This window comes from Chryseobacterium formosense, from assembly GCF_900116415.1.
Classification (GTDB): domain Bacteria; phylum Bacteroidota; class Bacteroidia; order Flavobacteriales; family Weeksellaceae; genus Chryseobacterium; species Chryseobacterium formosense.
Genome location: NZ_FPAP01000001.1, coordinates 494668 through 521524, shown reverse-complemented (window position 1 = coordinate 521524; position 26857 = coordinate 494668). Strand labels below are relative to the sequence as shown.

At 33.7% G+C, this 26857-nt stretch carries 24 protein-coding genes and 1 tRNA gene; 5 read left to right on the top strand and 20 right to left on the bottom strand.

The window, feature by feature from the left end:
• Positions 1–29: 29 nt before the first annotated feature.
• From BM371_RS02410 to BM371_RS02350, 13 genes are all read right to left on the bottom strand, one after another.
• Entirely contained in the window at positions 30–644 is a 615-nt protein-coding gene (locus BM371_RS02410; RefSeq protein WP_034675390.1) for a deoxynucleoside kinase, read from the bottom strand.
• Positions 645–671: 27 nt separating this feature from the next.
• Positions 672–1577, bottom strand: coding sequence for a hypothetical protein (locus tag BM371_RS02405; protein WP_051882739.1), 906 nt, complete (start codon positions 1575–1577; stop codon positions 672–674).
• Positions 1578–1667: 90 nt separating this feature from the next.
• Positions 1668–2690, bottom strand: coding sequence for a glutaminyl-peptide cyclotransferase (locus BM371_RS02400; RefSeq protein ID WP_034675388.1), 1023 nt, complete (start codon positions 2688–2690; stop codon positions 1668–1670).
• 107 nt (positions 2691–2797) lie between these two features.
• Positions 2798–4408, bottom strand: coding sequence for a Na+/H+ antiporter (locus tag BM371_RS02395; protein WP_034675385.1), 1611 nt, complete (start codon positions 4406–4408; stop codon positions 2798–2800).
• A 97-nt stretch (positions 4409–4505) separates the two neighbouring features.
• Positions 4506–5180, bottom strand: a complete 675-nt coding sequence (locus BM371_RS02390) for a DUF2490 domain-containing protein (RefSeq protein WP_081874538.1) — start codon at positions 5178–5180, stop codon at positions 4506–4508.
• 90 nt (positions 5181–5270) lie between these two features.
• On the bottom strand, positions 5271–5663 hold the full coding sequence (locus tag BM371_RS02385) for a DUF1398 domain-containing protein (protein WP_034675380.1): 393 nt from the start codon (positions 5661–5663) through the stop codon (positions 5271–5273).
• Positions 5664–5859: 196 nt separating this feature from the next.
• On the bottom strand, positions 5860–6309 hold the full coding sequence (locus BM371_RS02380) for a VOC family protein (RefSeq protein ID WP_034675377.1): 450 nt from the start codon (positions 6307–6309) through the stop codon (positions 5860–5862).
• 74 nt (positions 6310–6383) lie between these two features.
• Positions 6384–6755 carry a VOC family protein gene (locus BM371_RS02375; RefSeq protein WP_034675374.1) on the bottom strand — a complete coding sequence of 124 codons (372 nt, stop codon included), beginning with the start codon at positions 6753–6755 and terminating at the stop codon, positions 6384–6386.
• Between the two features lie 95 nt (positions 6756–6850).
• Positions 6851–7249: a hypothetical protein gene (locus BM371_RS02370; protein ID WP_034675372.1), complete on the bottom strand. Its 399-nt coding sequence runs from the start codon at positions 7247–7249 to the stop codon at positions 6851–6853.
• Between the two features lie 2 nt (positions 7250–7251).
• Positions 7252–7722, bottom strand: a complete 471-nt coding sequence (locus BM371_RS02365; RefSeq protein WP_034675369.1) for a hypothetical protein — start codon at positions 7720–7722, stop codon at positions 7252–7254.
• Positions 7723–7821: 99 nt separating this feature from the next.
• On the bottom strand, positions 7822–8277 hold the full coding sequence (locus BM371_RS02360; RefSeq protein ID WP_034675366.1) for a DUF1569 domain-containing protein: 456 nt from the start codon (positions 8275–8277) through the stop codon (positions 7822–7824).
• Positions 8278–8449: 172 nt separating this feature from the next.
• Positions 8450–8935, bottom strand: a complete 486-nt coding sequence (locus tag BM371_RS02355) for an ecotin (protein ID WP_051882737.1) — start codon at positions 8933–8935, stop codon at positions 8450–8452.
• A 169-nt stretch (positions 8936–9104) separates the two neighbouring features.
• Positions 9105–15026, bottom strand: a complete 5922-nt coding sequence (locus BM371_RS02350; protein WP_034675363.1) for an alpha-2-macroglobulin family protein — start codon at positions 15024–15026, stop codon at positions 9105–9107.
• An 18-nt stretch (positions 15027–15044) separates the two neighbouring features.
• Between BM371_RS02350 and BM371_RS02345 the strand changes: the two genes are divergently transcribed.
• The 4 genes from BM371_RS02345 (at position 15045) to BM371_RS02330 (ending at position 17715) form a co-directional block, all read left to right on the top strand.
• Positions 15045–15800, top strand: coding sequence for a UbiA prenyltransferase family protein (locus BM371_RS02345; protein ID WP_034675360.1), 756 nt, complete (start codon positions 15045–15047; stop codon positions 15798–15800).
• A gap of 3 nt (positions 15801–15803) precedes the next feature.
• Entirely contained in the window at positions 15804–16883 is a 1080-nt protein-coding gene (gene recF, locus BM371_RS02340) for a DNA replication/repair protein RecF (protein ID WP_034675357.1), read from the top strand.
• A gap of 106 nt (positions 16884–16989) precedes the next feature.
• The gene (locus BM371_RS02335; RefSeq protein ID WP_034675354.1) at positions 16990–17364 is read left to right on the top strand and encodes a four helix bundle protein; all 375 of its coding nucleotides are present in this window, start codon (positions 16990–16992) and stop codon (positions 17362–17364) included.
• A 54-nt stretch (positions 17365–17418) separates the two neighbouring features.
• Complete coding sequence (locus tag BM371_RS02330; protein ID WP_034675351.1) at positions 17419–17715, top strand: hypothetical protein; 297 nt, start codon at positions 17419–17421, stop codon at positions 17713–17715.
• Here the strand turns inward: BM371_RS02330 and BM371_RS02325 are convergent.
• From BM371_RS02325 to BM371_RS02315, 3 genes are read right to left on the bottom strand one after another with little or no spacing between them, the layout of a single operon-like run.
• Positions 17693–19726 (bottom strand): recombinase, encoded by a 2034-nt coding sequence (locus BM371_RS02325; protein ID WP_034675348.1) that lies wholly within the window; start codon positions 19724–19726, stop codon positions 17693–17695. The genes BM371_RS02330 and BM371_RS02325 overlap by 23 nt on opposite strands.
• A 13-nt stretch (positions 19727–19739) precedes the next feature.
• On the bottom strand, positions 19740–20384 hold the full coding sequence (gene mtgA / locus BM371_RS02320; RefSeq protein ID WP_034675344.1) for a monofunctional biosynthetic peptidoglycan transglycosylase: 645 nt from the start codon (positions 20382–20384) through the stop codon (positions 19740–19742).
• 40 nt (positions 20385–20424) lie between these two features.
• A complete protein-coding gene (locus tag BM371_RS02315) occupies positions 20425–21471 on the bottom strand; it encodes an ABC transporter substrate-binding protein (protein ID WP_034675341.1) in 1047 nt (348 codons plus the stop codon).
• A gap of 48 nt (positions 21472–21519) precedes the next feature.
• Between BM371_RS02315 and BM371_RS02310 the strand changes: the two genes are divergently transcribed.
• Positions 21520–21593: transfer RNA gene (locus tag BM371_RS02310), tRNA-Arg, on the top strand.
• Here the strand turns inward: BM371_RS02310 and BM371_RS02305 are convergent.
• The 4 genes from BM371_RS02305 to BM371_RS02290 all read right to left on the bottom strand — a co-directional run bounded on the left by BM371_RS02305 (position 21559) and on the right by BM371_RS02290 (position 26733).
• Positions 21559–23121 (bottom strand): recombinase family protein, encoded by a 1563-nt coding sequence (locus BM371_RS02305; RefSeq protein WP_074958602.1) that lies wholly within the window; start codon positions 23119–23121, stop codon positions 21559–21561. The two genes, BM371_RS02310 and BM371_RS02305, sit on opposite strands and share 35 nt — an antisense overlap.
• Positions 23122–23223: 102 nt before the next feature.
• On the bottom strand, positions 23224–23439 hold the full coding sequence (locus BM371_RS02300; RefSeq protein ID WP_034675339.1) for a hypothetical protein: 216 nt from the start codon (positions 23437–23439) through the stop codon (positions 23224–23226).
• Positions 23440–23948: 509 nt separating this feature from the next.
• The gene (locus BM371_RS02295; protein ID WP_228423570.1) at positions 23949–25097 is read right to left on the bottom strand and encodes a UvrD-helicase domain-containing protein; all 1149 of its coding nucleotides are present in this window, start codon (positions 25095–25097) and stop codon (positions 23949–23951) included.
• Positions 25087–26733 (bottom strand): ATP-dependent nuclease, encoded by a 1647-nt coding sequence (locus tag BM371_RS02290; protein ID WP_034675333.1) that lies wholly within the window; start codon positions 26731–26733, stop codon positions 25087–25089. Before BM371_RS02290 ends, BM371_RS02295 begins: the two co-directional genes overlap by 11 nt.
• Positions 26734–26857: the final 124 nt, after the last annotated feature.

The following is a 26857-nucleotide window of genomic DNA, read 5'->3' as shown; positions in this document are numbered from 1 at the left end:
TAGAACCAAATATTATGTTAATTAGAAAATTAAAACAATCCGTTCAGTTCTGTCTCGATCTTTTCTAAAATCAAGCCGAAATCTTCAGGCTTTTCTACGAAATCAAGATCATCAACTTCAATGATCAGCAATTTACCTTCTGTGTAATTGGAAATCCATTTTTCGTATTTTTTATTAAGTTTTGAAAGGTACTCAATACTTATTGTGGCTTCATATTCTCTTCCTCTTTTATAAATTTTCTTTACAAGATTCGGAACATCAGATTTCAAATAAATCAACAAATCGGGTGCTGAGACAAAGCTTTTCATCAGATCAAACAAAGAAGCGTAGTTCTTAAAATCTCTGTCCGAAAGCAGCTTCATATCATTAAGGTTTTCGGCAAAAATATGGGCATCTTCATAGATCGTACGATCCTGAATAATATTTCTCCCGCTCTCTCTGATTTCCTTTACCTGACGGAACCTGCTGCCCAAAAAGTAAATCTGTAAAGCAAAACTCCATTTGCTCATATCAGCATAAAAATCTTCCAGGTAAGGGTTGTGATCTACATCTTCGAACTGTGCATCCCAATTGTAATGTTTTGCAAGCATTCTTGTAAGTGTTGTCTTTCCTGCTCCAATATTTCCCGTAACCGCAATATGCATATCTTCTTAATTCTTTATTTGTCGTTATTAAAAGCCTAAATCCTCAATCTCATCCATCAGCTTAATAATATCTGTCTTCTCAGACTTTTCTTTTTCAAGTTTTTCTATGGATTTTTCCAGTTCTTTTTTCTGGTTTTCTGCGTCTTTGAGCTTTTTAATACTTGCTATATTTTCAAGGGTGTAAAGATAGAGTTTGTTGTCTTTTACTTCAAAATAAGCCAGTGAATTTTTATCCACAATCTGTGCATCGTGATCTTCGAAAATTTTGGTCAAACCTTTTTCCGGATTATATTTGAAAATTGTATTCTTTGCGACAATCAGGATGATTTCGTTTTCTCTTCTGAATCGTTTTGCATTTTCAACAGGTGCTTCAAAGAGTTTTTCAAATTTCAGATTGTAAACCCTGAACTGGTTTTTAGATAAAATATAAACTTTATTTTCAAAGACCAAAAGATCGATCAGATCATCAAAACTTGCATCAAAAGGAAAAGAATTGATCGTTGTATCATTTCTGAAATTATACTGAATCAGCCTTTTCATGCTTTCATCCATCAACCAGATCTGCTGAAGATCTTCTGCATAAGCATGTTTGATAAACGTAAATTTCTGTTTAAAATCAAGCTTCTGAATTTCATTCAGATTCTGATCCACAAACTTCATTTCCTGAGCATTTTCCGAGAAAAGAGCTATACTTAAAGGGTTCTGCACTCCCTGAACTTTGAAGGGAACCGTGAACATCATTTTTCCCAACTGCTTTCCTAGGGAATCGTATTTCGTGAAACTGAAATCTTTGTTTTTGTAGAAATAAAGACTTCCGTAATCATCCGCAAACATATCTCTTGTTTCCTTAAGCTTTAAAGAATCAAAAGGAAGAGCTTTCTGCGCAGAAAATGTACAGAATACCAAAACAGATAAGAATTGTAATAATTTCAAAAAATCTTTTTTACCAAGATAGCGCTCCTTCGGAGCGCTACCAATTTACATATTTTATTTCTGGATGAATGAACAGTCATTCAATTTTAACTATTTAATGGCAACTTCATAAATTGTCGGCCAATTTTTCCCTGTAACCAACATATTATCCCCTTTGAAAGCAATTCCGTTTAAAACATCATTTTCGCCTTTCGTATTTTTTTTAGCAATTTCAGAAAAATCAAATTTCCCTACCACTTCACCATTTGCAGGATTGATTTTTAAAATATAAGGCTTTTGCCAAACATTGGCATAAATAAATCCTTTGTAATATTCGAGTTCGTTTAGCTTTTCATAGACAGAATTTGTACCAGCAACCGAAATAAACCTAACCATTTTTGAAGGATCTTTAACATCTAAAAAATACAAATTTTTCGTTCCATCAGATGCAATAAGATTTTTCCCGTCATACGTTAATCCCCAACCTTCGCCCATCACATTCGGATAAGGAAATTCAGACTGTAACGCTAACGTGTTCTTGTCATAAATGAAACCTTTTTTATTTTGCCAGGTTAACTGGTAAACTTTATCCCCGACAATTGTACTTCCTTCAGAGAAAAATTCTTCAGGTTGTGTAGTCGATGCAATTGGCTTGGTATCTCCTAAAGTGTATTTTAAAATTTTCGAAGAACCGTGTTGCCCATCACTTTCATAAATGGTATTCCCGTCAATCTGGAAACCTTGTACAAAGTTTTTAGGATCATGTGGATATTCTGCTATAACTTCATAATTGATTGCCGTTTCCGGACTTTTGCTATAGACGTTGATCGTTGCGTCCTGATAAAGGGTTTCGCCGCCTTTTGTTTTAATATTAAATGTAACTGCGTTGTCGCCAAGCGTAAAATATTTCGGATCGATGGTGAGATTTGAAGATTCTTTTTCACCAAAGCTGATAACAATACTTTCCGCATTATCTGTAACTTCTTTCGGAAGTTCGATTTTGTCACCGAAATGATAACCTTGCGAAACCATTTCATTATTATAATCGGCCAATGCATTTAGTACTTTATCATTATTATTACAAGACATCACCAACATTAAAGCTGCAAATCCTACAATTATCTTATTTTTCATTTGTTATTTCTAAAATTTCATCAAAAATAGCAATTTTTATAACGCTCTGCTAATATGAAACCAGTCGATTACTTTGATTTAACTAAAATTGACATTTTTTAAGTATTTTAATGAGCAAAACCAGTAATTTTCGCTTCATCAAAATCCAGCTGCATTTCAATGGTTCTCATTACATGATCATCGAATATTTTTTCACGTTTCATACGGTGAAGTTCATTTCTTTGTGCCTGAATAACCTGTCTTAAAACATCTTTATTTTCATTCATCGCTGCAGCATAATCTACCGTTGAACCCATACATTGAGCTTTATCAGCAATCAGCTTCATCTCATTTTCGAGTTTATAAATCTGGTGTTTTACAAGACTGTTGTTTTCAGAGAGTTCAGAGAAATCTGAAGTAAGCTTTTGAAGTGCTGTTTCTTTTAATTTTTTCATTAAAATGGCTTCCTGTTTTTCTTCCGGAAGATCGCTTCCTGCATCTTCAATTTTAAGGAATTTCAAGATTGGTGACAACAATAAACCTTGTCCGACCAAAGTAATCAGAATAATCACAAAGGTTACGAATAAAATAATATTTCTGTGCGGAAAAGCTTCTCCCGGACTGATATACACCGGAATCGAAAGTGCCGCTGCCAATGAAACAACTCCCCTCATTGCCGCAAAACTGATGATGAAAGGTTCTTTCCAATCAGGCTTTGGTTTTTCTTCCCGCATTTTTTTTGACAAAAGCCACGGAATATAAACAATAGCATAGCTGTATGCTAAACGTGTAAAAATAATCGCCCCACCGATAACAATACTATAAAAAATACCTTCTGAAATCGTGTAATCTTTCATTGCTGCCACAACAATGGGTAATTCTAGCCCGATGAGAATGAAAATAATAGTATTCATCAGGAAAATGATAACACTCCAGACATTTCCGGTCTGAATTCTTGAAGTATGACTTAAATAACAATGTGAATTGTAAGACATCAACAAACCTCCCGCTACAACGGCCAAAACTCCCGAAAAATGAAAATGCTCTGCCGCAACATACATCACATAAGGAACTATAAGTGTAATAACTGTATCGATATTAGAGTTGGAAGGAATTAATCTTAAAAATTTCCCGAAAACCAAACCCGTTCCGATTCCTACAGCCACTCCACCAATTGCCATTGTGAAAAAATCTGTCACTGCCTCACGAAAGATAAATTGTCCAGAAATTACTGCAGCCAGAGCAAATTTAAATACAATTAAACTCGATGCATCATTGATCAGACTCTCACCTTCCAAAACGGTTGTAATTTTTTTAGGAATTTTCATATTCTTTAAAACGGAAGTAGCTGCAACCGCATCCGGCGGAGAATTTACACCTCCCAAAAGAAATCCCATTGCAACAGTAAGTCCCGGAATGATAGATGAAGAAAGGTAAGCAACAACTATTGAAGTAAGGAAAACCAACCCAAATGCCATTGAGAAAATCTGTTTTCGCCATTTATGAAAATCCTGCCAAGAAGTAAACCAGGCTGCTTCAAATAAAATAGGAGGAAGAAATATAAGAAACACAAGATCCGGCTCAATTTCGATCTGCGGCATTCCCGGAATAAAGCTCACGAGTAAGCCTGCAATCACAAGAAAAATCGGATAAGCTACTTTGAGCTTCTGCCCTACCATCACCAAAATCATCACTGAAAGAAGTACAGCAATGGAAATAATTACATAGTCGTGAATCATGGTTTGTGATTATTTAGTTATTAAAAAAGTTTTGTTTTTTTTGAGTTTAAAACTTTTAGATTCTGTTTTTAAAGACCGAATCTGAGGGTATTTTACTTTAATTTTTTGTAAAAGGAATATTGTTGTAAAAACCGATTTGTATTTGTCCGCGGTTTTTATTTTCCTGAAGCTGATTCATGTAACCCGCTTCAACTCTCATGTTTTTATTAATGACAAATCCTAAAGCTCCATACACACGGTTTCTATCAAAAACCGGACTGTCTAAGTGAAGGAAAATCTCATTATAAACCGAGGCATAAAAAGTTTTCGGCAACATTTCTTTATTATTGATCGGAATATTAAATCCTAATAGATAACGGAATCTCATCCTGAAATCGTTCTGTAAAAAACGTTCTTCCAAACGATAACGATGCTGCAGATTGAATCTCCCAAACTTTTGCTTCGTAATATACTGCTGAAAAATACGGTGTTCAATATTTTCCGACTTTTCACCATTGATATAAGGCCGGCTCAGGATAAAACCATATCCCAACAAAATATTATTGTTATTTTCTGTAAGATCATACCCGATTCCGGTACGGATTAATAATTGTTCTAAATCTCCGATCGCATCAAAATTTCTGTACTGGATCTCATTATGGAAATTCAGCTTTTTGCTGATCTTATTATTCCCGAAATACATATACCAAGCGCCAAGATCATTTTCCTGAGCAAAAGAAAAAATACTTCCTAAACAAAAAACTGAAACAGCCAACTTCTTCAGAAACTTCATAAATCTTGTTATTAATTTATACAAACTATCAATAAATACAAAATTAATAATAAAAATCTATAATAACAAACTGTTTGTTATCTCTGTTTTTTATGAAGGAACTGTTTCCACTAAAATATCATTTCCGTTTTTATCAAAATAAGTACAGGTCATTTCATTTAAATCCATCTTCCAGCCTTCTACTCCGTTCTCTGCGCAATCTTTACAGAAAGTAGGATAATCTGTTCCTCCTTGTTGGTGGAGTTTTAATCTGAATTTAAACTGTTCAGGATTTAAATTTTCAGAAATAATTAAATTCTCATATTTACTTCCTGTTTCGGCAAAATTTTCTTCAGCATCAAAATATTTTGTATTTCCATTCGCCACAAGAGCGGTGTAATGAGAAACGCCAAGATCTTTTATTTCCTGAATGTATTTTGGAAAATCTGCACCGCTTTTTACTTTTTGGTGTGCTTTTTTAATTTCATCAATTGTAAATTTCATTTTGTTTGTTTTTTAATGATATTTTTAACGCTAAGAGCGCAAAGTTTTTTATAATTTTTGAAAATATTTTCCGTCCGCAAAGGCGCTTCGCTCAGCAAAGTTTAAAATATTAAGCAAATATATTGTACAATTAAAACCGACAAAATACTCTGTCGGTTATTTATAATGATCAATTACATTCAGAAAAGAATGAATATTAAGGATGTTGCTGCATTTTTGCAGGGTCGTCATAATTTACCATCCAGTTGATTCCGAATTTATCCGTGAACATTCCGAAGTAAGCTCCCCAGAATGTATCTGCCAAAGGCATTGTAACATTTCCGCCTTCAGAAAGTCCGTTGAAAAGTTTATCTGCTTCTTCTTTTGAATCTGCATTAATGGAAACCGAAAAATTATTTCCCACCGTCAGACTTGAAGCCCATTCTCCGCCTGTATCGCTTCCCATTAGAAGAGTTTCTTTTGAAATAGGAAGGGTAACGTGCATAATTTTGTTTTTGTCTGCTTCAGACATTTCCATACCTTCCTGCGGTGGCATCTCACCAAAAGTTCCGATGTAAGGATATTCTCCGCCAAAAACTGATTTGTAAAAATCGAAAGCATCCCTACAGTTTCCGTTGAATGTAAGGTAGACATTTACTGTTGCCATAATATATAATTTAGTTTGATTTGAAATACGTGATTTGAGGTTTGAGCTGTAAAACTCGGAACACAAAACTGGGATTAACGATGCTGATCGATAAGAATCATATTTCCGTCGGGATCTTTCAGGAAGATGTGTTCCGGACCGGAAGTGGTTTCGTCGGCTTCCTTATCAATTTCCACCTGATGATTTTTAAGATGCTGCTGAATTGCTCTTACATCATCAAACTCATCAAGATTTTGGGCATTTTCATCCCACCCCGGATTGAAAGTCAGCATATTGCCATCGAACATCGCCTGAAAAAGCCCAATTAATGTGCTTCCGTTTTTCATGATGAGATAATTATTCTCCATACTTCCACCCATCGATGAAAAGCCCAGTTTTTCGTAAAACTCTTTAGATTTTGCAAGATCTTTCACACTTAAGCTCAGTGAAAATACGCCTAACTTCATACTTTTTTTTATGTTTTATTTTTGAACTCACACAGATTTTGCAGATTTAAAAAATCAAAATAAATCAGTATAATTTTCAAAATCTGTGAAAGAAATTATTTTTTATTTAAAGCCAATTTACCGCCCAGGAAAACAAGTCCCCAAACTACAATCCCGAGAACCCAAAACCAAACAGGCGTTGGCAAAACGGTCATATTATAAATTGTGAAAATCATGAAAATAATTCCACAAATTGCTGCCGATGTAAGTTTTCCGTTTCTAGCGATTTTTGTTGATACAAAACCTGAAACCACTGCTCCTACAGCGTAACCTACAATCACCATAAATTTCCCCAGAAAAGGTAAATTTTCAACATAGCTTTTAAAACCTTCCATATCATTCGGTTTTATTCCTTCCGGGAAAGGATATAAAATATGATTCAGTGTTTCAATCAGCCAGATGCAGATCGATCCGGTAATAATTCCGGCAACTACTGCCAATATATTTCTTAACATAATTATTGGTTTTTTAAACGGGTTTTAAAATCTAAGGTTTTATCATAGCTTTTCCAGTCACCAATCAGCTCGATCTCCTGACTATTAATCTTTTCTGAAGTTTTATCCCATTTAAAAGTATAAACGAACTTCCCGGTAAACATACCTGAATGTTTTCCTTTCGCTTCTTCTGCCAATTCATACGTTCCGTACACCACTCCCTTTTTCTTGGAATCTTTGTATTTTGTAATCGTCAGTTTTCCTTCAAACTTTGTGTAATTGGTATCTACCAAAGAATATCCAGCCACAAAATATTCCTGATCATTTTTTTTGTTCTGTTCCGAAATATTGATTTTCAGTCTGATCTCCTCACCTTTGCTTCCGATTGTTCCAATGTAAGGCTTGCTGTTGTTTTTCCACACTGTTTCAATGTTCGGCATCTGAGCAAAGCCGAAATTGGCTGCGAAAATGAGAAATAATAAAAGTTTTTTCATGCTTAAATCTTTAATAAGTTAGGCTAAAGCCAAAAAGAATTTATGTTTTTTTGCAAACAGGCTAAAGCCCATTTCTATTAATTTATTAATGCTAATTTTTTAAACTCCGAACTGGCTTAAATGATGATTTAAATGTTTAGCAAACATATTGTTCCATTGCTGAGAATTCAGTTTTCCGAAAGAGAAAGACTCTTTTCCGTCGAAAGCTTCTGCACCAAGTTGCTGCGTTTTTTGAATATAACCAATCAATCTCTTTTTTTCTTCTTCGAAATTTCTTCTTTCTTTGATTAAAAACTGAGGTGCTGTAGGAGAATCATGAGGGTATGCTTTTTCGCCAACCACTTTTGGCTTTACGAAAGTTTTTAAAATAAATTTGGCAATAGCACCGGGTTTTTTGTGTCTTTCAGGTTCGTAAACCATTTCATAAGACACACAGCAGTGCGCCAACATCTGATCTACCGTCATCCTTCCCCACAAACCATGAGTTTCTTCTACCAGATTATTTATTCTATTGATGTAATTCTGAGCATCTTTAGCATCAAAAACGTTTTCCATAGTTTATCAAATTGTATAAAAACAAATATATCAGTTTTTTTGTTTGATTTAAATATTTTTTTAACATTTGAAAAGGTGAATTATCAAATTTAAAAACTTCTTATTTTGACATAGGTTCATAAAAAAACTCTCTGCATATTTGCAAAGAGTTTGTATGAATAAGTTTTACTGTTTATTTCTGAACCGCTTTTTTCATCGCATCCGGACGAAGAATTCGGTAACGGACTTCCATATCTTTAGGAATGTAGAAAACCAGTGGCAATTTGCTGTTATACCTCACCGTTTCCGGCTGAAGAGAAACAAATTTCTTGGTAAGTTTCTGATCCGGACAAGCCATCAAAGTTCCGCCTGTTTCCCCTTTTGATTCTACTTCGTAATAATTGTAGCCCCATCCCTGAAGATCCAGAGTATTTACTTTTCCGATCAGAAAATGCTTATTACAGTCAAGCATTTTTTCTGTACCTACGAAAAATTCTACTTTAAGGTCATTCTCGTTTTTTGCAACCGGAAGCTGAATATAAACCTGCTTAAATCCTTCTTTAGCCTTCGGAAACATATCAATCTGAAGCTTTTCAAATTTCTCTGTTTTCTTCTGGGCAAAAACATGAGCTCCCATAATCATCATAAAAACCGCCAAAATAGCTTTTGAAAATTTCATAATTATACTATTTAAATTTTATAAATTCCATAAAATCAAAAACCATTCCAAACTAAACAGCTGTTTAATTTTTAACATCATATTTGATCGTTAAAATGCAGTAAAATCTCCAGCTGAAAAATGAAACAAACAGTAATATGACTACAGCTTTCGTCTATTGATAGATTCATTATTCCGAAATCATTACATTGGTTCCTTTTGTGTGTGCATTCATTTGCGGTGCATAATAATTTTGGATCGTCGTTAAGCCATTTGAAAAGCTTCCTGAAGCATTACAGATCAGATCATATTCAAACACATATTTCCCTTTTGGCATATATTGAATGTAAAAATTCGTCGAAGCATCTTTTGTAGACTGATAATATCCTAAAGAATTTTTCCACTGATAACCCGAAATCGCATCAAGCGGCTCAAATCCGGCTGCTCTCATATCTTTGATATGAATAAATTCCATAGCACGATCGGTGTTGAGAATCATTCTTACCGTTACTTTATCACCTATTTTTAATGGCATTTCTTTGGTAATCGGTTTCAACTCTTCACCATTTACCGTTTTTACTTTTTTGTACAGTTCCTTATTAACTGAAAGATAATTCTCAGAAGATTTTATTTTATCCAGATCTTCATAATATTGCCAGAATAAACCGCCCTGAACAATTCCTGCACCTGGTTTTGTTATGGTAACGGTGGCTAATTTTCTATCTAAAACATCAGTTTTAACAGCAGATTTCACATAACCTGTTGCCTGGGTTTGCGATTGCAATTCTTTTCCGCCCCAAACAATGGTTGCTTTATCACTTTCAGGATTTGTCCAGGATTTGCCGGAGTTTAAAATTGTGAAAATTACTTCTGAAGTTCCTCTTGAGCTTCCCCAGGAATTCACTTCTTTTTGTGTAATCAACCAAATCTTCATGTCTTCAATGAATTTTTGGTCGTTTGGTTTCAACTTATTGAAAGCTTCCAAAGCTCCTGCATGATTCACCACTTTTGAACTGAACCAGCCCCAATCATCAAGATTCTGTTTCCAGTAAACACCCTGAGTTTTTGAATCTACCGAAGTTTCTTTTAGATAATTCATAAGTTTATCTGAAACCTCTTTCAAACCATAATCGTTCATCAATAAAGCTGCACGATGCAATCCGAAGAATGTAAAATCGGTAAGTTTTGCAGATTTCGCTTTTTGCTTCACAAGAGATTTCAAAGTTGCTCCTTTACCTTTTAGCGGATATTCTTTTTCCCAATAATTTCTGGTATCCAAGTAATCTAAAGACCAATTTGTCCAGATATTTCTTTCTTTAGAATCAACATATTTATTAATTTCATTATCGACATATCCTATCAGATTTTTCACCAATTCTTTCTGTTCTGAACTTTGATAATCTTTCACATTATCTTTCAACCAGAAATTGATCTTTCCTAAATTTTTAAGAATATACAACGATGTCGAATATGAACTTGGGTAACCTTGATACCACGAAAACCCTCCGTCAGGATTTTGAAGTTTACTGAAATCGCTCCAGTCCTGATTGATCGAATTTTTCATGGTATTCGCATCAAACAATAAAGCTAATTTCTGCATCTGTTCATTTTCATTTGTACTTTCCAGAACCCACGGTGTTTCTTCCAGTAAAAGCTGTTTCAATTCCTGATTTTTTTCAAGATTGGAATTTAATAATCCTGCGTTTTGATATTGTTCAAAAACGGTTTTCATTTTCGGATTCGCTTTAAAAATTTCCGAAGCAAGAACATCGGCAAACCACTTATTAAAAATGACATCGGCAGAATTATTCTGATCATTTTTCAGACTTGGCAATGCAAACATAATTTCCCAAATCGGATTCGTCGTTAATTCCAAAGTATTTGAAACGTTGGAAATTGTTGTCGAAGTGGAATTTTTAAGATTTTCAAGTTCAAAAGTTTTGGTTTCGCCTTCTTTTACAAAAACAGGAACTGCTTCGGTTACCAACATTCTATTTGGGAGAACCGCAACTGCTTTTTGCTCGCCGTCTGAATATTGACCTGCTTTTGCCACGACTTTTACAATAATAGATGAAATGTTATTCGGAACTTTCAACCTCCATGTTAAAACAGAATTTCCGTTCTCATCAACAGAGAAAGCCTGTTCTTTATTGTAACCGGAAACGGCAGTTAATGTACTCAATCCAAATTTCTCTGAAATATCTTCGTTGGTAAAGGCATCTAAAATCTGTAATTGAGCAGAGCCATTCAGTTTCTTATTGGTAAGATTTGATAATTTTGACTGTAAGTTCAGTTCATCACCTTCTCTTAAAAATCTAGGATAATTTGGCGTAACCGAAAATTCTTTCTGCGTTACGACTTCTTTTTCCAAAGTTGCTGCTCTTGCATCTTTTGTATGAGTCAAAAACATCAGTTTCCATTTTGTTAAGGCTTCAGGTGAAGTGAATTCAAAATTTACATTTCCTTCGGAATCTGTTTTTAAATCAGGATAAAAAAATGCGGTTTCGTTGAGGTTTTGACGAACTTTGATTTTATTTAGAGGTTCATCATCTTTGTCTAACACACCGTCTCCATCTGTCCCATCGTAATACACATCAGCATATTGTTTCTTTTCCTCTTCTGATAATTGTCTTCCGGATGATAAAATATCAATAGCTGCATCGTTCATCACAACACGCTCCAATTTCATTGTAGGAGAAGGAGGGGGAGAATAAGCTGCGGATTTTATTCCTTTCTCTGCAACTACTCCATAGGCTCTTCCTTGTATTATATTCTCATAATTGTATCCATCAAACCAGTTAAATTGAGGAACTTCTACATATTTTTGTTCTAAATAATTAAAATCTACACTAAGATATGTTGCCTCCAAATTTTGAGTAATATCATACGAATTTACCACTGAATAAGGTCTGTACAAGTTTTGCCAGTTGAAATTGTTTACAGAAAACTGATCCAGCGACATATCATACATATTTGCCAATACTTCGGCATTGATTTTTTCTTTTTCGTTTCCTAAAATTTTCACTGCCCATTTCTCTTTCGAATTCGGTTCTATTTTGTCTCTGAAAGTAATGGTTACAATTTTTAAAGGCTGTTCAGAATTTTTTATTTTCAGATTGACTGTTTCCGTCTGAACATCATTAAACGCTACAAGTTGAAACTGAAGATTCAGACTATTTACTTCTTTATCTTTCGGAATTTCAATTTCATATTCTAAAACTCCATTTTTAAGCTGATGAGTTTCAGAAATTGTTTTTCCTAAACCGTTTTGCACAAAAACATTTACCAAAGCATTCGGAACTGATGAATACGCGTAGATTTTTGTTTTTTCACCTCTCATAACTTCATCTTTAGAACTCAAAACAGAAAGAAAAGTTTTCTGATTGTTTTTTAAAGCTTTTTTGTCCCATACACTGAAATTCTGTACGGCTTTTATTGTGTCTTTTCCTTCGATATTATACAATTCCAATTTATAATCACCGGATTCTAATTTTCCTAAATCCAGAGATTCTTCATTTCGTTTCTCTCCATTCAGAATGACAGATAACGCTTTCCAATTTTCTTGCTGGTCATTTTCGTCATAAAGATCATGAGGGAATTTAGCACTAAATTCTTCTTTCGAAAACTTCGGCAGATTCTGAACTTGAAATTCAAAATTACTTCTGAAAATTCTCTGTGGAGCTTCCAGTTTTGATAATTTAACCTGATATGATTTTTTTAAATTTTGCTCGTTATAATTTTTAGTTTCTACCTTTAATTTTACATTTTCATCCGCAAAAACATTTTTTGCTTCATCTGCTTTAATGTAATGGGATACCGAAGCCACCTTCAAATTTGTATTTGCAATCTGCGTTTCACCGTTGATGTCGGTCACCGAAGCGTTGATCTGATAATTATCAATCTGAATTCCTTCTAATTTTTCATCTTTTTTAAGATCTAATTTTATAACAAACTCTCCTTTATCATTGGTTTTTGCCTCGCCAAGAATTGAATTTTCATTATTATCATTTTGAGGATACCAAGGAAAATATCTCCAGCGAATATTTTGCTTTCGGATCTCATAATTAACGTTAGTATTACTCAAAGCAACTCCCGAAAACATCATGGCTTTTCCTTTCAGTTCGATGGTTTGCCCATATTTATACTCATCTTTTACCGGTTCAAAAGTCACTTCAAATTTTGGTCTTTTGTATTCTTCTACCTGAAAATATTTATATCCGTTAGAATTTCCGTCTGTTGAAAGTGTAAAATTTCCGTTCAGTTTTCCTTTGGGCAAAATAAAGCTTCCGTGATAAGAACCAAACTCGTTTGTTGTAAAACTCTGAACAGAAACTTCCTGATTATTGGCATCTTTTAAAGTGATATTTTGCTTTAAACCAGACAACACAGCTTCTGTTTCTTTCTCAATCCTTGTATTGATAACCTTGAAGTACACAATTTGTCCGGGTCTGTAAATTGCTCTGTCTATGAAAATCTGAGCCTTGTTCTGTGTTTGTTTATTCGGATTGTATTCTTCAAGATTATTGTAGCCATACAACTGCATCATCTGAAAATCATGTGTTTTTGGCTGTTGAATTAAGATCGTTCTGTAATATTCTTTACTTTCTGTCGCCGGAAATTTAAAAATTCCTTTATCATTGGTTTTTCCTTCAACTTTATTCAAAGTTTTATTTTGGACGAACTCGTAAAAAGTAAGATTCTCATTTAAAACAGGTTTTCCGTTTTCAGAATTAACCAGTTTTAGTTCATTTAAAAGCTGATTACCACTTTTGCTGTGATAGATAATTTTATGATTCGAAACTAAAAAATAAAAATTCTGTTCTTCATTTTTCATACCCGAAACCTGGTATTCTGCAACATAAATTCCCGAAGGAAGTGACTTTAGCTCCAATGACGTTTTATGAACCTGATAATCTTTCGGATCATTCAGCTGAAAAACATCTTTTCGTATCAACGTCTTTTTAACCTTAGAAAAAGAATTATTGTAATGATTTTTTGAATATTGCATGAACGCTAAAAAGTTATCTTTAACTTCATAGATGTTCATCGAAAATTCATTTACGTTTTTAAATTCAGCAACGAGATGAATCGGTAAATTGGGTTGTGCCTGCTCTTCATATTTAATATTCAGAGAAGGATTGGTGATCTGATTTTCTTTATTTTTAACATTATTGATAAAAACAGATTTCGGATATTGGTTTTTAATGGAATTTCCGATCTGAATGGCTTCTTTTTCTTTACTTTTTAAAACCAATTCATTCATCATCTCTTCAGCGATCAGAACTTTGTAATCTCCCTCTACATTTGTTTTCATCAGATTCTGAAGCTGTGCTAATTTGTCTTTGCAAGAGCTGAAAATACAGTTTTCCACCACCTTCTGATGCATAAAATAAAGCTTTGAATTTCCGGTATTCTGAGCAATCAGTTCATCAAAAATCGCATCAATTGTTTTTCTGTTTTCGTTAAGCTCATTCTTTGTAAAAAGACCATTATCTGAGAGGAAATTCACTTTTTTAAGAGAATACCAATCGAATAATGTCGGGAAATAACTGATGTTTTCTGTATTCAAAAAGATGTCTCGATACTTCGCAAGAGAAACTTTTTTCATTGCCTGGCTTTGCTGATCAAGATCTTTAAAATTTTGGTTTAAATAGTTTTTAAAATCGAGCTTACTCCATGTTTCAATCTGAGTGAGATCCTGCGAATTGATGTTGGTTCTTGCATTGATTTTCCAGGAATTTTCATTATAATAATCCATCAGAAAACCCGAGAGTAAAGCTTTATACATCAGCTGATCATCATTTTTCAGCTCTTTTCCTGTCGAAGTTAGTTTTGCAAAAAACTTTGATACAGTATCATTTTTTTCGTCATCTGTTGTCTGATTGATTAGACTGAACTCGGCTCTTAGTGAACGGATCAGTTGCACCCCATTATTTTCTTTCATAGCTTGTTTTTGAATTTCTAAAACAACAGGAAGATTAGATTTATACGATCCCTTTCTGGAATTCTCTTCTATTTTTTTCCATTGAGCATCATAATTATTCTGGGCAGAAACATTTGAAAAACTCAGTGAAATAAGGATCAGGAACAAAACCTTGGAAAATCTTTGCATAAGTGTTATTTTTGATAAATGAATTGTTTAAAAGTACTGAAAAAATCTGTCATAGACAGCCAAGTTTACGTATCCTTAATGGGAACTCTTTTCGCAGTATTTTTCATGCTTGAGCAAAACACATTCCGTTTTCCGACTGTATTGCTTTTATTCATCACCTATTTCAGCGGTTATCTTTATACCAAATACCAAAAAACGAAGCATTTTTATAAAATCCTGATTCTGAATTTCTTTGCAGGACTTATTTCGGCAGCTTTGATCATCTTTAATCATAATGAAATACGTCTTTTAAAATGGTTCATCATTGTTGTGTTAGGTCTTCTTTACAACAGCTTTTTCCTCGAAACTTATATCCGGAAAATACCATTGCTGAAAGTATTTTATGTAGGTTTGGTCTGGGCTTTAATGAATTGTTGGCTTACTTTACCTGAGTTTGATTCACCCATTTTTCTCATCAGCTTTCTGTTTATCACGGCTCTAGTTTTACCTTTCGATATTCGCGATATGAAAAATGACACCGTAGAAACTTTCCCTAAAATAATCGGGGTGCAAAACACAAAATATCTTGCTTATTTACTGGTGTTTATGGCATGTATTTTATCTGTTTTTTACTTAAAATATGAATTTGCGTTGAGCTTTTTCTTAACCTCAATCTTAACCTTTATATTGATCTATTTTTCTGAAAATTCAAACAAAGATTCTTACTTTTCTTTTTGGGTGGAATCCTGTTCGGCATTACCTTTTTTATTTTCACTAATAATGAAGTATTTTTGACAAATGATTATTAAGAAGCTTTCTTTATACAATTTCAAAAATCATTCAGAAAAAAGGTTTGAATTTTCACCGCAAATCAACTGTTTTGTGGGAAACAACGGCGTCGGAAAAACCAATATTCTGGATGCCCTGCACTATCTTTCTGTCGGGAAAAGTTTTCTCGGCAATAGTGATGTGAACAATATCCTGCAAGATGAAGATTTTTTTACCATAGAAGCTGAAGTTCAAAATGAAGATTCCGAAGATATTATTAAAATTCTTCAACCCAAAGAATCTAAAAAAACGATAAAGAAAAACGATAAAAGCTACGATAGAATGGCGGATCACATAGGCTATTTACCGAGTGTGATGATTTCTCCATACGATTCTAACCTGATTTCGGATTCGGGTGAAAGTCGCAGAAAGTTTTTAGATTCGATGATTTCGCAGACAGATTCTTCCTATCTATTTGATTTAATACAATATCAGAAAACGATTCAGCAGCGCAATGCTTTATTGAAATATTTTGCCAAAAACAGAGTTTGGGACAAAGATTCTTTAGAAATTTATGATGATCCGATCACCAAATCCGGAACTAAAATCTTTGAAAAAAGACAGGAATTTGTTGCAAAACTGAACCCTATTGTTCAGAATTTTTATCAGATCATTTCTGGTGGTAAAGAAAGTGTTTCGGTAATTTATGAATCACATTTGCTTACTGATTCTTTCGAAAACCTTTTGTCTGAAAGCCTGGAAAGAGATCGAATGCTCACTTACACTTCGAAAGGAATTCACAAAGATGATCTTCTTTTTGAAATGGATGCTGTTCTCATTAAAAAAATTGGTTCGCAGGGGCAGCAAAAATCGTTTTTAATTTCATTAAAGCTTGCTCAAATGAGCCTTATAAAAGAATTAACCGGTAAAACCCCTATTCTTCTTTTAGATGACATTTTCGATAAATTGGATGATTCACGAGTTTCTCAATTGATAGAACTGGTGAATCAGGAAAATTTCGGGCAGATTTTTATTACAGATACGCATAGAGAACGTACGGAAAATGTGGTGAAAAGAATTAATGAGGAAAGTGTTATTTTTGAAGTCTGATACCAGATGCGAGTTTCGAGATTCAGGATTGGAATTAGTAGTTATGGGTTTGCAAAACCATATTTTGATACTTCTGACTTAATAATTTAATTAAAACACAAATAAAATGAGTTATCGAAATTTAGATATTTACAAAATTGCTTTTGAATTGTTTCCAAAAGTTCATAAAGCTTCTTTTCTCCTTCCCAAATATGAATTATACGAATTGGGAAGCCAGCTAAGAAGGTCTTCGGATTCAGTTATTACTAACATTGTTGAGGGTTATGGGCGTTCGGTTTATAAAAATGAATATTACAGATTTCTTGTTTTCAGCCACGCAAGTAACGATGAAACAATTAATCATTTAGAAAAAATAATAATTTTATACCCTGAATTTTCAGCAGAATTTGAAATATTAAAACAGCAATACGATTTTTTAGGTGGAAAAATTAATAATTATAAAAAATGGGTTAAAGAAAACTGGAACGAAAATAAATTGTAAAACTCTTAACTAATAAAAAACTCGGATCAACAAATCACGAAACCCGTATCTCCAATGAAAAGAAACAAAAAACGAGAATTTCAATCTTCAGAACTGGTAAAATCTTTTGCCAGAATATATGGTTTTGAAGATAAGCTGATTGCTTTTGAAATTAAAGATTTTCTGGAAGATTATCTTGATGAAAGCCTTTTTCAGGAGGTTGTGAGTGTAAATCTGGATGATAAAATTATTCAGATCAGAATCAATTCACCCTTGCTTAAAAACGATTTTAAAATGCGAAAAAGCTTTTATCTAAAAAAATTTCAGGAGAAATTTGGTGAAGAAAAATTTAGTGATCTTCAGATTTTGTAGGAATTGAATTCTGAACCAGCGTGCTCGATTTCAGATCAAAACTGGATCGTAGCGGAAAGAAAAACTTCATTGGATTTCTTAAAAAATATCTGAAAATCTCTCTGTAAATCTCTCTTACTTCACCAAAGTTCATCTTTCTCGAACGGAATGCCAAAAACATCGACAAGCTGAAGCTCACCAAAAAGTTGAAGAATCCTATCAAGAATACAGTAAAAAAAGCAGTCCAGAAAACAGATGAATCAACGACAAAATCTTTTCCATAAAGACCAATTGCAAAATTTCCGGCAGCAAAAGTAATGTGCCGAATGTCCAAATCTAAACCGAAAAATAAACCAACAGGCGCAGTAGCTCCAAGAAAAACACCAAACCAGAAATTAGAAATAATTCCGGCCCAGTTTTTAGCATAATATTTTGAAAGATTTTTTGCAAAACGAGATCCAAACAGCCTTTTTATAGGAAGATTTTTTGCGATTCTATCCGGAATCTGATAAAATACAGAGTTATTGCCAATATTTCCTGAAATAATTCCTGAAATAAAAAGATAAAATCCTGCAATACAGGCATGAAGAATCGCTTTAGATTTAAAGGGATCGAGATCTTTCAGTAACTTGTCTGATTTTTCAACCGCTAAATTCTGTGAAAAGAAAACATCAAGGCCGTACATAATCAGCATCGCAATCGGAAAGGAAAGAAGTACGTTACCCACGAAAGCAATAAACTGACTTCGAAATAATTTTGATACCAGATCGGCAAATTCGGTATAATTATTTTTAATATTTTCCTGTTCAGATAAAACTTTGGTCATTGTTGCAGCCGTCATTGCAGGCTGTTTTGTTGCGAGTGTAAATCCCATCAGATAAATCATTACAAATCCCATCGCATAATTAATCGAGTACAAAAACGCGTGAAAAAAGTCGCTTCCGGGCATAAAACCATACAACATTTTCAAAATACACAATGCACCGACAATAATTCCGCCACCGCTTGCTTTATAGAACATCTTCATGTACTGTTTACGGTTTGAAGTAATATAATGACTTCCGGTTTCTGCGGTATGGTTTGTAATTAAATGAGAAATTAATCGTGTACTGTCATTGATAAGATCAGAAATATTGTTTTTATGAGATTTATAACTCAGAATATTAAATATCAACTGTTTAGACTTTACAATAATATCATTAGTCTGATCAATGATCAAAAGATTGATGATTTCAGAAATTCTTTGTGTCTGTTGGCGGATTTTCAGAAGAGACTGATTAATTTTCCCTGAAATACCATATTTTGATGAATTTTTAAAAGCAATATTTACAAAATCCTGACATTGTTCCGCATAAATTTTAATCTGCTTGTAGCGGCTGTCTTTAGAGTTAAGCTGAATTTCAGGGTTAACTTTAAAATCTTCAGCCAAAGCTTCCAGTTCGTTTTGTAAAGCCAGAAAAGGATTGTCGAAATTTCTGTATTCGGGAGCCATTCTTACGACATCAACTTCAAGAGCCATTCCGGTAACGCGCCATGAAAGGATGTTCATTGAAAATATCAGTTCGCTTTTCACATTCGGTTTCAGAATAAAATCCGAAATTCCTAAAATCCTCATCAAATCATTCACTTCTTCTTCGGGAAGATTATGAAGATATTCAAGGTCTTTTTTCGGGCTTAAACTGACGTTGTCGATTAGATACCAAACCGTATTTTCGTTTTCTACGGGCGGCAAAACTTTATTTAAGATTCTTTTTTTAAGCTCAGGAAAGAAGGCATTTTCGGAAAGAATATTGGCTTCCGTTAAAGAAAGATTGAAAGGTCTTCCCTGAAAAACATTGTAGATATAGTGTCTGAAATTCTCTGAAAAATTCTGATGTGTGCTGAAAAAATTAAGAACTTCTTTGAAATCTGTCTTTTTTATAGCCTCAAAAAACTCCGCCAAAGGTTCCAGCGAAGCCGTTTCATTCTTAAAGGAAAAATATTTTTTAAGAACAGCTTCAAAATTTTTTGTATTTGAACTCAGCAGTTTCATGAGTGCAAAGATACTATTTCAAACTCACATTCCTCATCTGTCTCATAATCCAGTTGTGTTTCTTTCTAAGATATGCAGAAGGATTTTTGGGATCATACTTCTTAGGGTTGGGTAAAACAGCAGCAATCCAAGCCGCTTCTGAAGTGGTAAGATCTTTTGAAGACTTTCCGAAATAATATTTAGACGCCGCTTCAACACCGAAAACGCCCTGTCCCATTTCAATAGAATTCAGATATCTTTCAAGAATAATATCTTTTGACCAAACTTTTTCTATGATAAAAGTATAAACCGCTTCAAGCCCCTTTCTGATCCAGCTTCTGCCCTGCCAAAGAAAAATATTCTTTGCGGTTTGCTGTGATATTGTACTTCCTCCTCTCAGTTTTTTACCTTTTTCGTTATTTTTCATGGCTTTTTCGATTGCTGTATAATCAAAACCATTGTGATTGAAAAATTTTTGGTCTTCTGAAGCAATAACAGCTTTTTTTACATTAGATCCCATTTCATCGTAAGAAATATAATCCCGGTGCAATTTTCCGTATTCAAAAAGACCACCGATCTGCGTAATCGTAATGGGCGGATTGAAAAACCTTCCCCAAATAATAAAAATGACATTCAGAATGAGAACAATAAAAATAAGCTGTTTAATTTTCTTCCACATATGCTAAAAAGTTAGTGCAAAAATATAAAAATAACGGAACTTACCTTAATTCTTTCATATAAGTTAACTGATAATCGGGCAAAAGTTCAGGGTGAAAGATTTTGATATAATCTTTTAAAACCAAATCCGAACGAACTACTCCACTTTCAAAAAAATCGTTGGCTTTTTGTTTTTCCCTACCCGAAACTCCATAAATCTTCCCTTTATTAAATACCTCAAGCTTTCCATAAAAAGGATTGATGCTCAACATTTCTTTCTTTGAAAGATGATTTCCGGCATTTACCCAAAACTGAATATTTTTTGATTTCGAATAGACCTCCTCAAAGCTCATCGTAACAGCTTTTTCTTCTTTATTATCTTTTAAAATGTAATGAGCATTGGCGTCTGAAATATAATTTGCCGTGAACGTTTTTCCACCGGGCATATACCAAACATCACCGTACATTTCATTGGCTAAAACATTTGGCTTTTTGTTCGATTTTAAAGCGAGTTCTTTTAAGTCATTATAATTTTTCTGAATTTCATTAAATTTTGAATCTGCTTCTTTTTCTTTGCCTAAAAGTTTTCCCAAAAGCTTAATGTAAGAAGTTTTCACCATTGGACTTTGCTCTAAATATTCATCCAAAAATATCACCTGAATATTGTTGTTTTTCAAAAGTTGATAAGTATTGTCGAAGCTTGCAATGTAGTTGGTGAAAATAGCATCCGGTTTCATTGAAATTATTTTTTCGACATCATATTTCTGTTCATTTCCTACATTCTGAATTTTCCCTGATGCCAGCAAACTCTGAATTTTTTCAGAATAAATGTATTCAGGGCTTGCAATTCCTATCACTAGATTTTCTGCTTCTAATTCGGTTACATAGCCCATTAAACTTGCATTTAAAAGTATAATTTTTTGAAACGGAACTTTGTTTTTGTCGAATTGATAAGTAAAATTTCCCGATTTAAGATCAATTTTACCATCATTGGCTTTAAATTGCACCCTTTCTGATATTTTTTCCCATTCAGAAAACGAATTTTTTTGTTCTCTTTTACAGTTGATTAGAAGAAAAAACGTGATTACCAGTAAAAATTTTGCTTTCATGTTTCAAAGAAACTAAAAAAGTATTATATTTGCAAACCTTTAAACATCGGCCTCGTGGCGCAACTGAATAGCGCATCTGATTACGGCTCAGAAGGTTACAGGTTTGAATCCTGTCGAGGTCACAAGACCGACATTTGAAGTTTTTACTCTCTTATGTCGGTTTTTTTTATTTCCTAATCCATTGTTATACTGATAGATACACTGGGCAACAATATTCATTTTAGGTGTTTGAAAACTTTTTCCGTCAAATTCGACTTTTTGGGGAAATATCAAACACCCTATCGTCCTTTTTGTTGATAGATCGCCTTGGTGGTAAAGGTTTGCAAGGTTTTCCATGGAATCGAGTGCATTTTCTATTTTTGTTTTGATATCAAGTTCTTTGCTTTCCGATACGATCTGCTGAAGCTCCTGTTCCAACTGTTCAATTTGCAATTTTGTGAGTCTTTTGATCTCTTTGTAATCTTCTTCATCTAGTTTATCGAAAAGATATTTATCTCTTGCGCTGGCAACCTTTTCATTCAATAGATTTATCTCTTTTGATATCGATTTTCTTTTAGCCTCGATATCATAAGTGAATTGTTTATAATTATCCAAAAGTATCTCCTTCATGAGATCCTTGATGATAGGATTATATTCCAGCTTTGAAATTTCCAGCTCAAAAAGTTCATTCAGTCTGTCAGAGTCAAATCTGAATCCGCATTTGTAATGACAATGATAATAGTAATAGGTTTTAGATTTTCCTTTCGCACCACTTGCAGTGAGATTTTTCCCACACCTTGGGCAGGTCAAAAGGCCTCGTAGTGGAAAACGCTCATTACCTAATACTCTTCCTCCCGGACCCTCTACTTTTCTTTTTTTGTCCATGATCCTTTGAACCTGATAAAACAACCTTTCACTAATCAATGCCTCATGCTTCCCTTCAATGTAGTAAGCTTCCTCTTGCTTATAGTCTTCAATGTAGATCTTACCACAGTAAACTGGATTTCTCATGGCCTTTGCGAAAGCGCTTCTTGACATTGATACACCTTCCCTTTTATTCATCTGTAATCGTACATGGTCAGCAGGAATATGTCCTTTTGCGATCTCATTGAATGCCCAGATAATATTTGAAGCCTCTGGCTCCTTAATGCCAATGTACTTCTTGCCATCTTCATGACTCCTGTTGATATATCCGTAAGGGGCTATTCCCATCAATCTCCCCTCCTTTTTTGCTCTTCTCATACCATGGAATGTATTCAAAGCTCTCCTGTCATTTTCGACCTCAGGAGTAGACAAGTATATGGCAAGCATTAGCTTATTTTCCGGAACAGACATATCCAAGGGCTGTTCGATCGCCTGGGGAATAATGTGATTTTTATGGAGAAGACCGATCATCTGGTAAGCATCACCCGTATTACGGCTAAACCGATCCCATTTTGTAAACAGGACAAGTGTACTTTTATGATTTCTCTTTTTTACCTCTATGAGGTACTTTTTCCATTCGGGACGTTCAAAGCTTTTGGCGGAGTGATCTTCATATATCACTTTATTGATAGAAATATTATTATTTGCACAATATCTGCGCAATCTCTCATCCTGATCTCTCTGGGAATAGCCTTTTTCGGCCTGCTCATCGGTGGAAACTCTTATGTATAGATCTGCTATAATCATTGTAATGACGATTTCGTTAAAAAGTTGTTTAATGCTTGCAACATGGAGAAGGTTGCGTTGGTAGAAATTCATCATTCTAATATGGTACTAAAATACAAATAATCAGTCAGATGTAAAATATTCTTTGAGCGTTAATTTCACAATAATATATAAAAATGCCATGATCTCTTCTGACTGATCCTGGTCGATTTCATAGCCCGCTTTTTTCAGTATTGCCAAAGCCTTTTCAGGCGGGATCTTTTTTAATTCAATAGATGGGATGTATTGTTCGATTTTCGGTCTTGTTGTTGCTTGCTTCTTTACTCTACCTTTATTCATAACAATTGAATTGAGGACTTGTTCTCAATAATTGTAATTTAAAAAGCAGAATACTTATGTTTTATAAGTTGCTTCAACGGTCATCTATTGGCGCTAGATGCATATCTAAACTAAAATTTAAAATTTTTTATCCCTTAATTATATATGCAATTAAGGACAGAAGCAATTTTTGTATGATCGGAATACTAGTAGATTCTGTTTTTTCAGTGTGATCTCATGGGAATAATGAGAAAGAAGCTTAAAAAGAACGTACTATTATTTGTAATCATGATGGTATGTACATTTGATACTACACTGACCCCAGAGGTGCAGTTATCGAACACTTTTGTCGAGGATTTAAATAAAATTGTGGAACTTACAATGCTATAAAATTTGTTTTTATCATTTAATATCTTTCTATCGTAAAATCCAATTTGACATCTAATGGCTTGTGCAAGTATGATTGTTTTTGCTATATTTATTCAATAAGCTTATAAATAAACGAATCAACGCACGTCAGAGCAAGAAAATTAGTTTATTGTATATTTATTAATGCCGTCTATAAAAATATCATTAGTGTAATCAAATACAATTGCTACACTATATCTTGCTCTCGTTAACGCGACATAAAATTTAGCTGTGTCTAATGCGTTTTGTTCTTTAATCTTCCCTTTTTCTTTTACAGTTTTAGTCAGTAATCCAGTCTTCAAGTATTGTATAATAGGTCTTGTTGGGTAAATCAGAATCCTATCAAATCCCAATCCTTTACAATTGCCAAAATTCCATTCTGGTGCAACAGCCAATTGGTGTCTTAAAATAACTGGATTATACTTCGATTTATATTTTTCAACATCACTGCTTTTAATAATATAAATACCACTATGGTCATTAGGAAAACTTCTACATTCTGAACATTCACAAGGAATGCTTTTTTCTAAATAGGGAAATAATTTTGAAGAAAAATTACATATTTCAGCGTTGTTCCTGTGAGAAAAACGAAGTGTTTCCTCATCAATAGCGCAATATTTACTACATTTATCTATAATGTATTGTTTAATATTCCCATCCTTGTATTTGCTATTTAACCTTTCGTGATGAGTTAGATAGGTAACTTGTCTGGGATCACCTACTAAAATGGTATTCATACTCGTTTTAAAAATCAATTTGAGAAATTCCAAATCATTACCAGCAAGATCTTGAACTTCATCTACAAAGAAGTGTTTATAGATTTTTGATAATCGTTGTACTACAATGCCAGCCGATTTTTCATTACATCTTATAACGAATTTAGAAAGTTTATCTGAATAGACCTTTCCACTTTTTGAAAAATAATGTTCTTCGAAATTTTTTTCTTCTGCAAATGGGATCGAAATACCCATTTTATTTTTAAAATTTATGCCGGATGCAGTATTAACTAATAGTAGACCATTAATTTTCCCATCATATATAGAACCTTGGTATGGTTTCGCACCATGCTGAAGTAAAAAGGAGAACCAGGTTTGAATAGTTATATTAGCTGGAATCCCTCCATTGAACTCATAAAACTTTTTACGTATCTCTTTTTCATTAGCTTCTGTATAAGTTGTAATCAATACAGAATCATTAACACTCAATGCTTGACGAACCAAATAGGTAGTCTTACCAGATCCTGCTACAGAGATCAATAACTTATTTTTCAATTGCATCAAGAATGTATTTTGGAAATTTTAATTGTTCCACTGTCTCAAATATCTTTAATGCACAGCTGGTCTTATTAGTTTTCATATAAAGATGCAATTCATCTTCATTTTTATTTGATCCAAAAATTTTATTTAATTTTTGAATTCCGTTTGCCTTTAAAAATTTAGGTTCTAGTGTATTGTAATTAAACGGCTTTTTATTAGCAAGGAGAAGTTCTCCTGAATCAATAAAATCATCGTAACAGATTTTTATGAAGGACTTTGCATTATCACCTAAATATTCGGCATACTTTAACTCTAAAGCATTTACATCTCCATCAGAATCTGTAACAACACAGACAGGCTTTTCTATTTTGGATGCAATCTGTAAAAAACGTAAAAAGCTAGTACCTACAGATATCACATCGATTTCATCTTCGATGGGTAATCTTCCTCTATTTTTATCCATATATGCCCGTTGTACCAAAAGCTCATCGCAATCTCCTTCAACCAGTATGGCTTTTTTACATAATATCAACCTGAGGGTATCATAGCCTGGAAGTTTTTCAAAGAACTCTTGTGTATCTCCTTTTAAATTCTTTAGCCTTAGCGGAATTTTATTTTCAATGATCACTAGCTTTTCAAGCCCTAATTTGTTGGCAACAAAGCTGCTGTGCGTGGAAATTAGAATCTGCTTGTCTATGCATTTGTTATGGATATCTTTAATAAGCTGATTTAATTTTGAGTGAGACAAGTGATTCTCAGGTTCCTCAATTAGCAAGATATTAGCTTCCTTTGATTTTTTGTGCTCCAACGCAAGCTTAGTCTTTATGACGGCTTGCTCACCTTTTCCAATGTGATGGAATGGAATCTCTTCGACTGATGTTAGGAAGCTAGATTCCCATGCGTCTCGTGATGAAAGATCTATGGTTAACTTTAGACGCTTCTCAGTTGCAACATCAATGACTAATGAGCTAATAATATCGTTTACTTTTTTAACTGAGTCGTCATTGACAAACTGCGTTTGCAATCTACGGTGAGCTTGGGTTAACCCATTTTTATCTTTTTCTTCAAGGTGGTTGCGCAGTATGTGAGATATATAAACGTCCGATCCGTTTCGGTATCTATTGGAAGTAGAATCTATCATCGCCGATTTAACTGGAATTTTTCTCGGAGTTATGGATTCTCTGGCGAAGCTCGTCCAGTTCACTTCGTAAAATTCAATAGGAAGTGCCGATATATTACCTTGGGCAACATACTCATTATACTCTCCACGATACTTTTCAGCTAACTCGATCTTAAAACAAATTCCACACTCATTTTTTCTGGTGCTATTCCCATTCCCTTCAAAAAATGGAAGTTCATCACCTGCAATAAAGATTTCAATGCTGATCTCTGGTGGTGGTAATGGAGAAGAAGAACCTAAACTTGACAAATACTTTTGCACAGATTCGTAATTAAAAAAATATTCTGAAAGATCATTGATAAAATATCTTCCATTTGATAATCCTGAAAGCGCCAAATGTATAGCCTCTAATATCGTTGACTTTCCTGTCTCATTGTTGCCGACCAAAATATTTAGTCCTTTTTCCAGTTCTAGACAAAATGGTTTACGGTAAGATTTAAAATTAGAAATAATCACTTTGCTGATGTACATAAGTTAAGTTAATGGTTATTAGTTGAACGTATGTGTATTTTCAAATACGACAATCCAAGTTACTAATTTTATGTAGATTAAGGATAAGTTAATATGTCAAATTAATTTATTCCGATTTGTATCA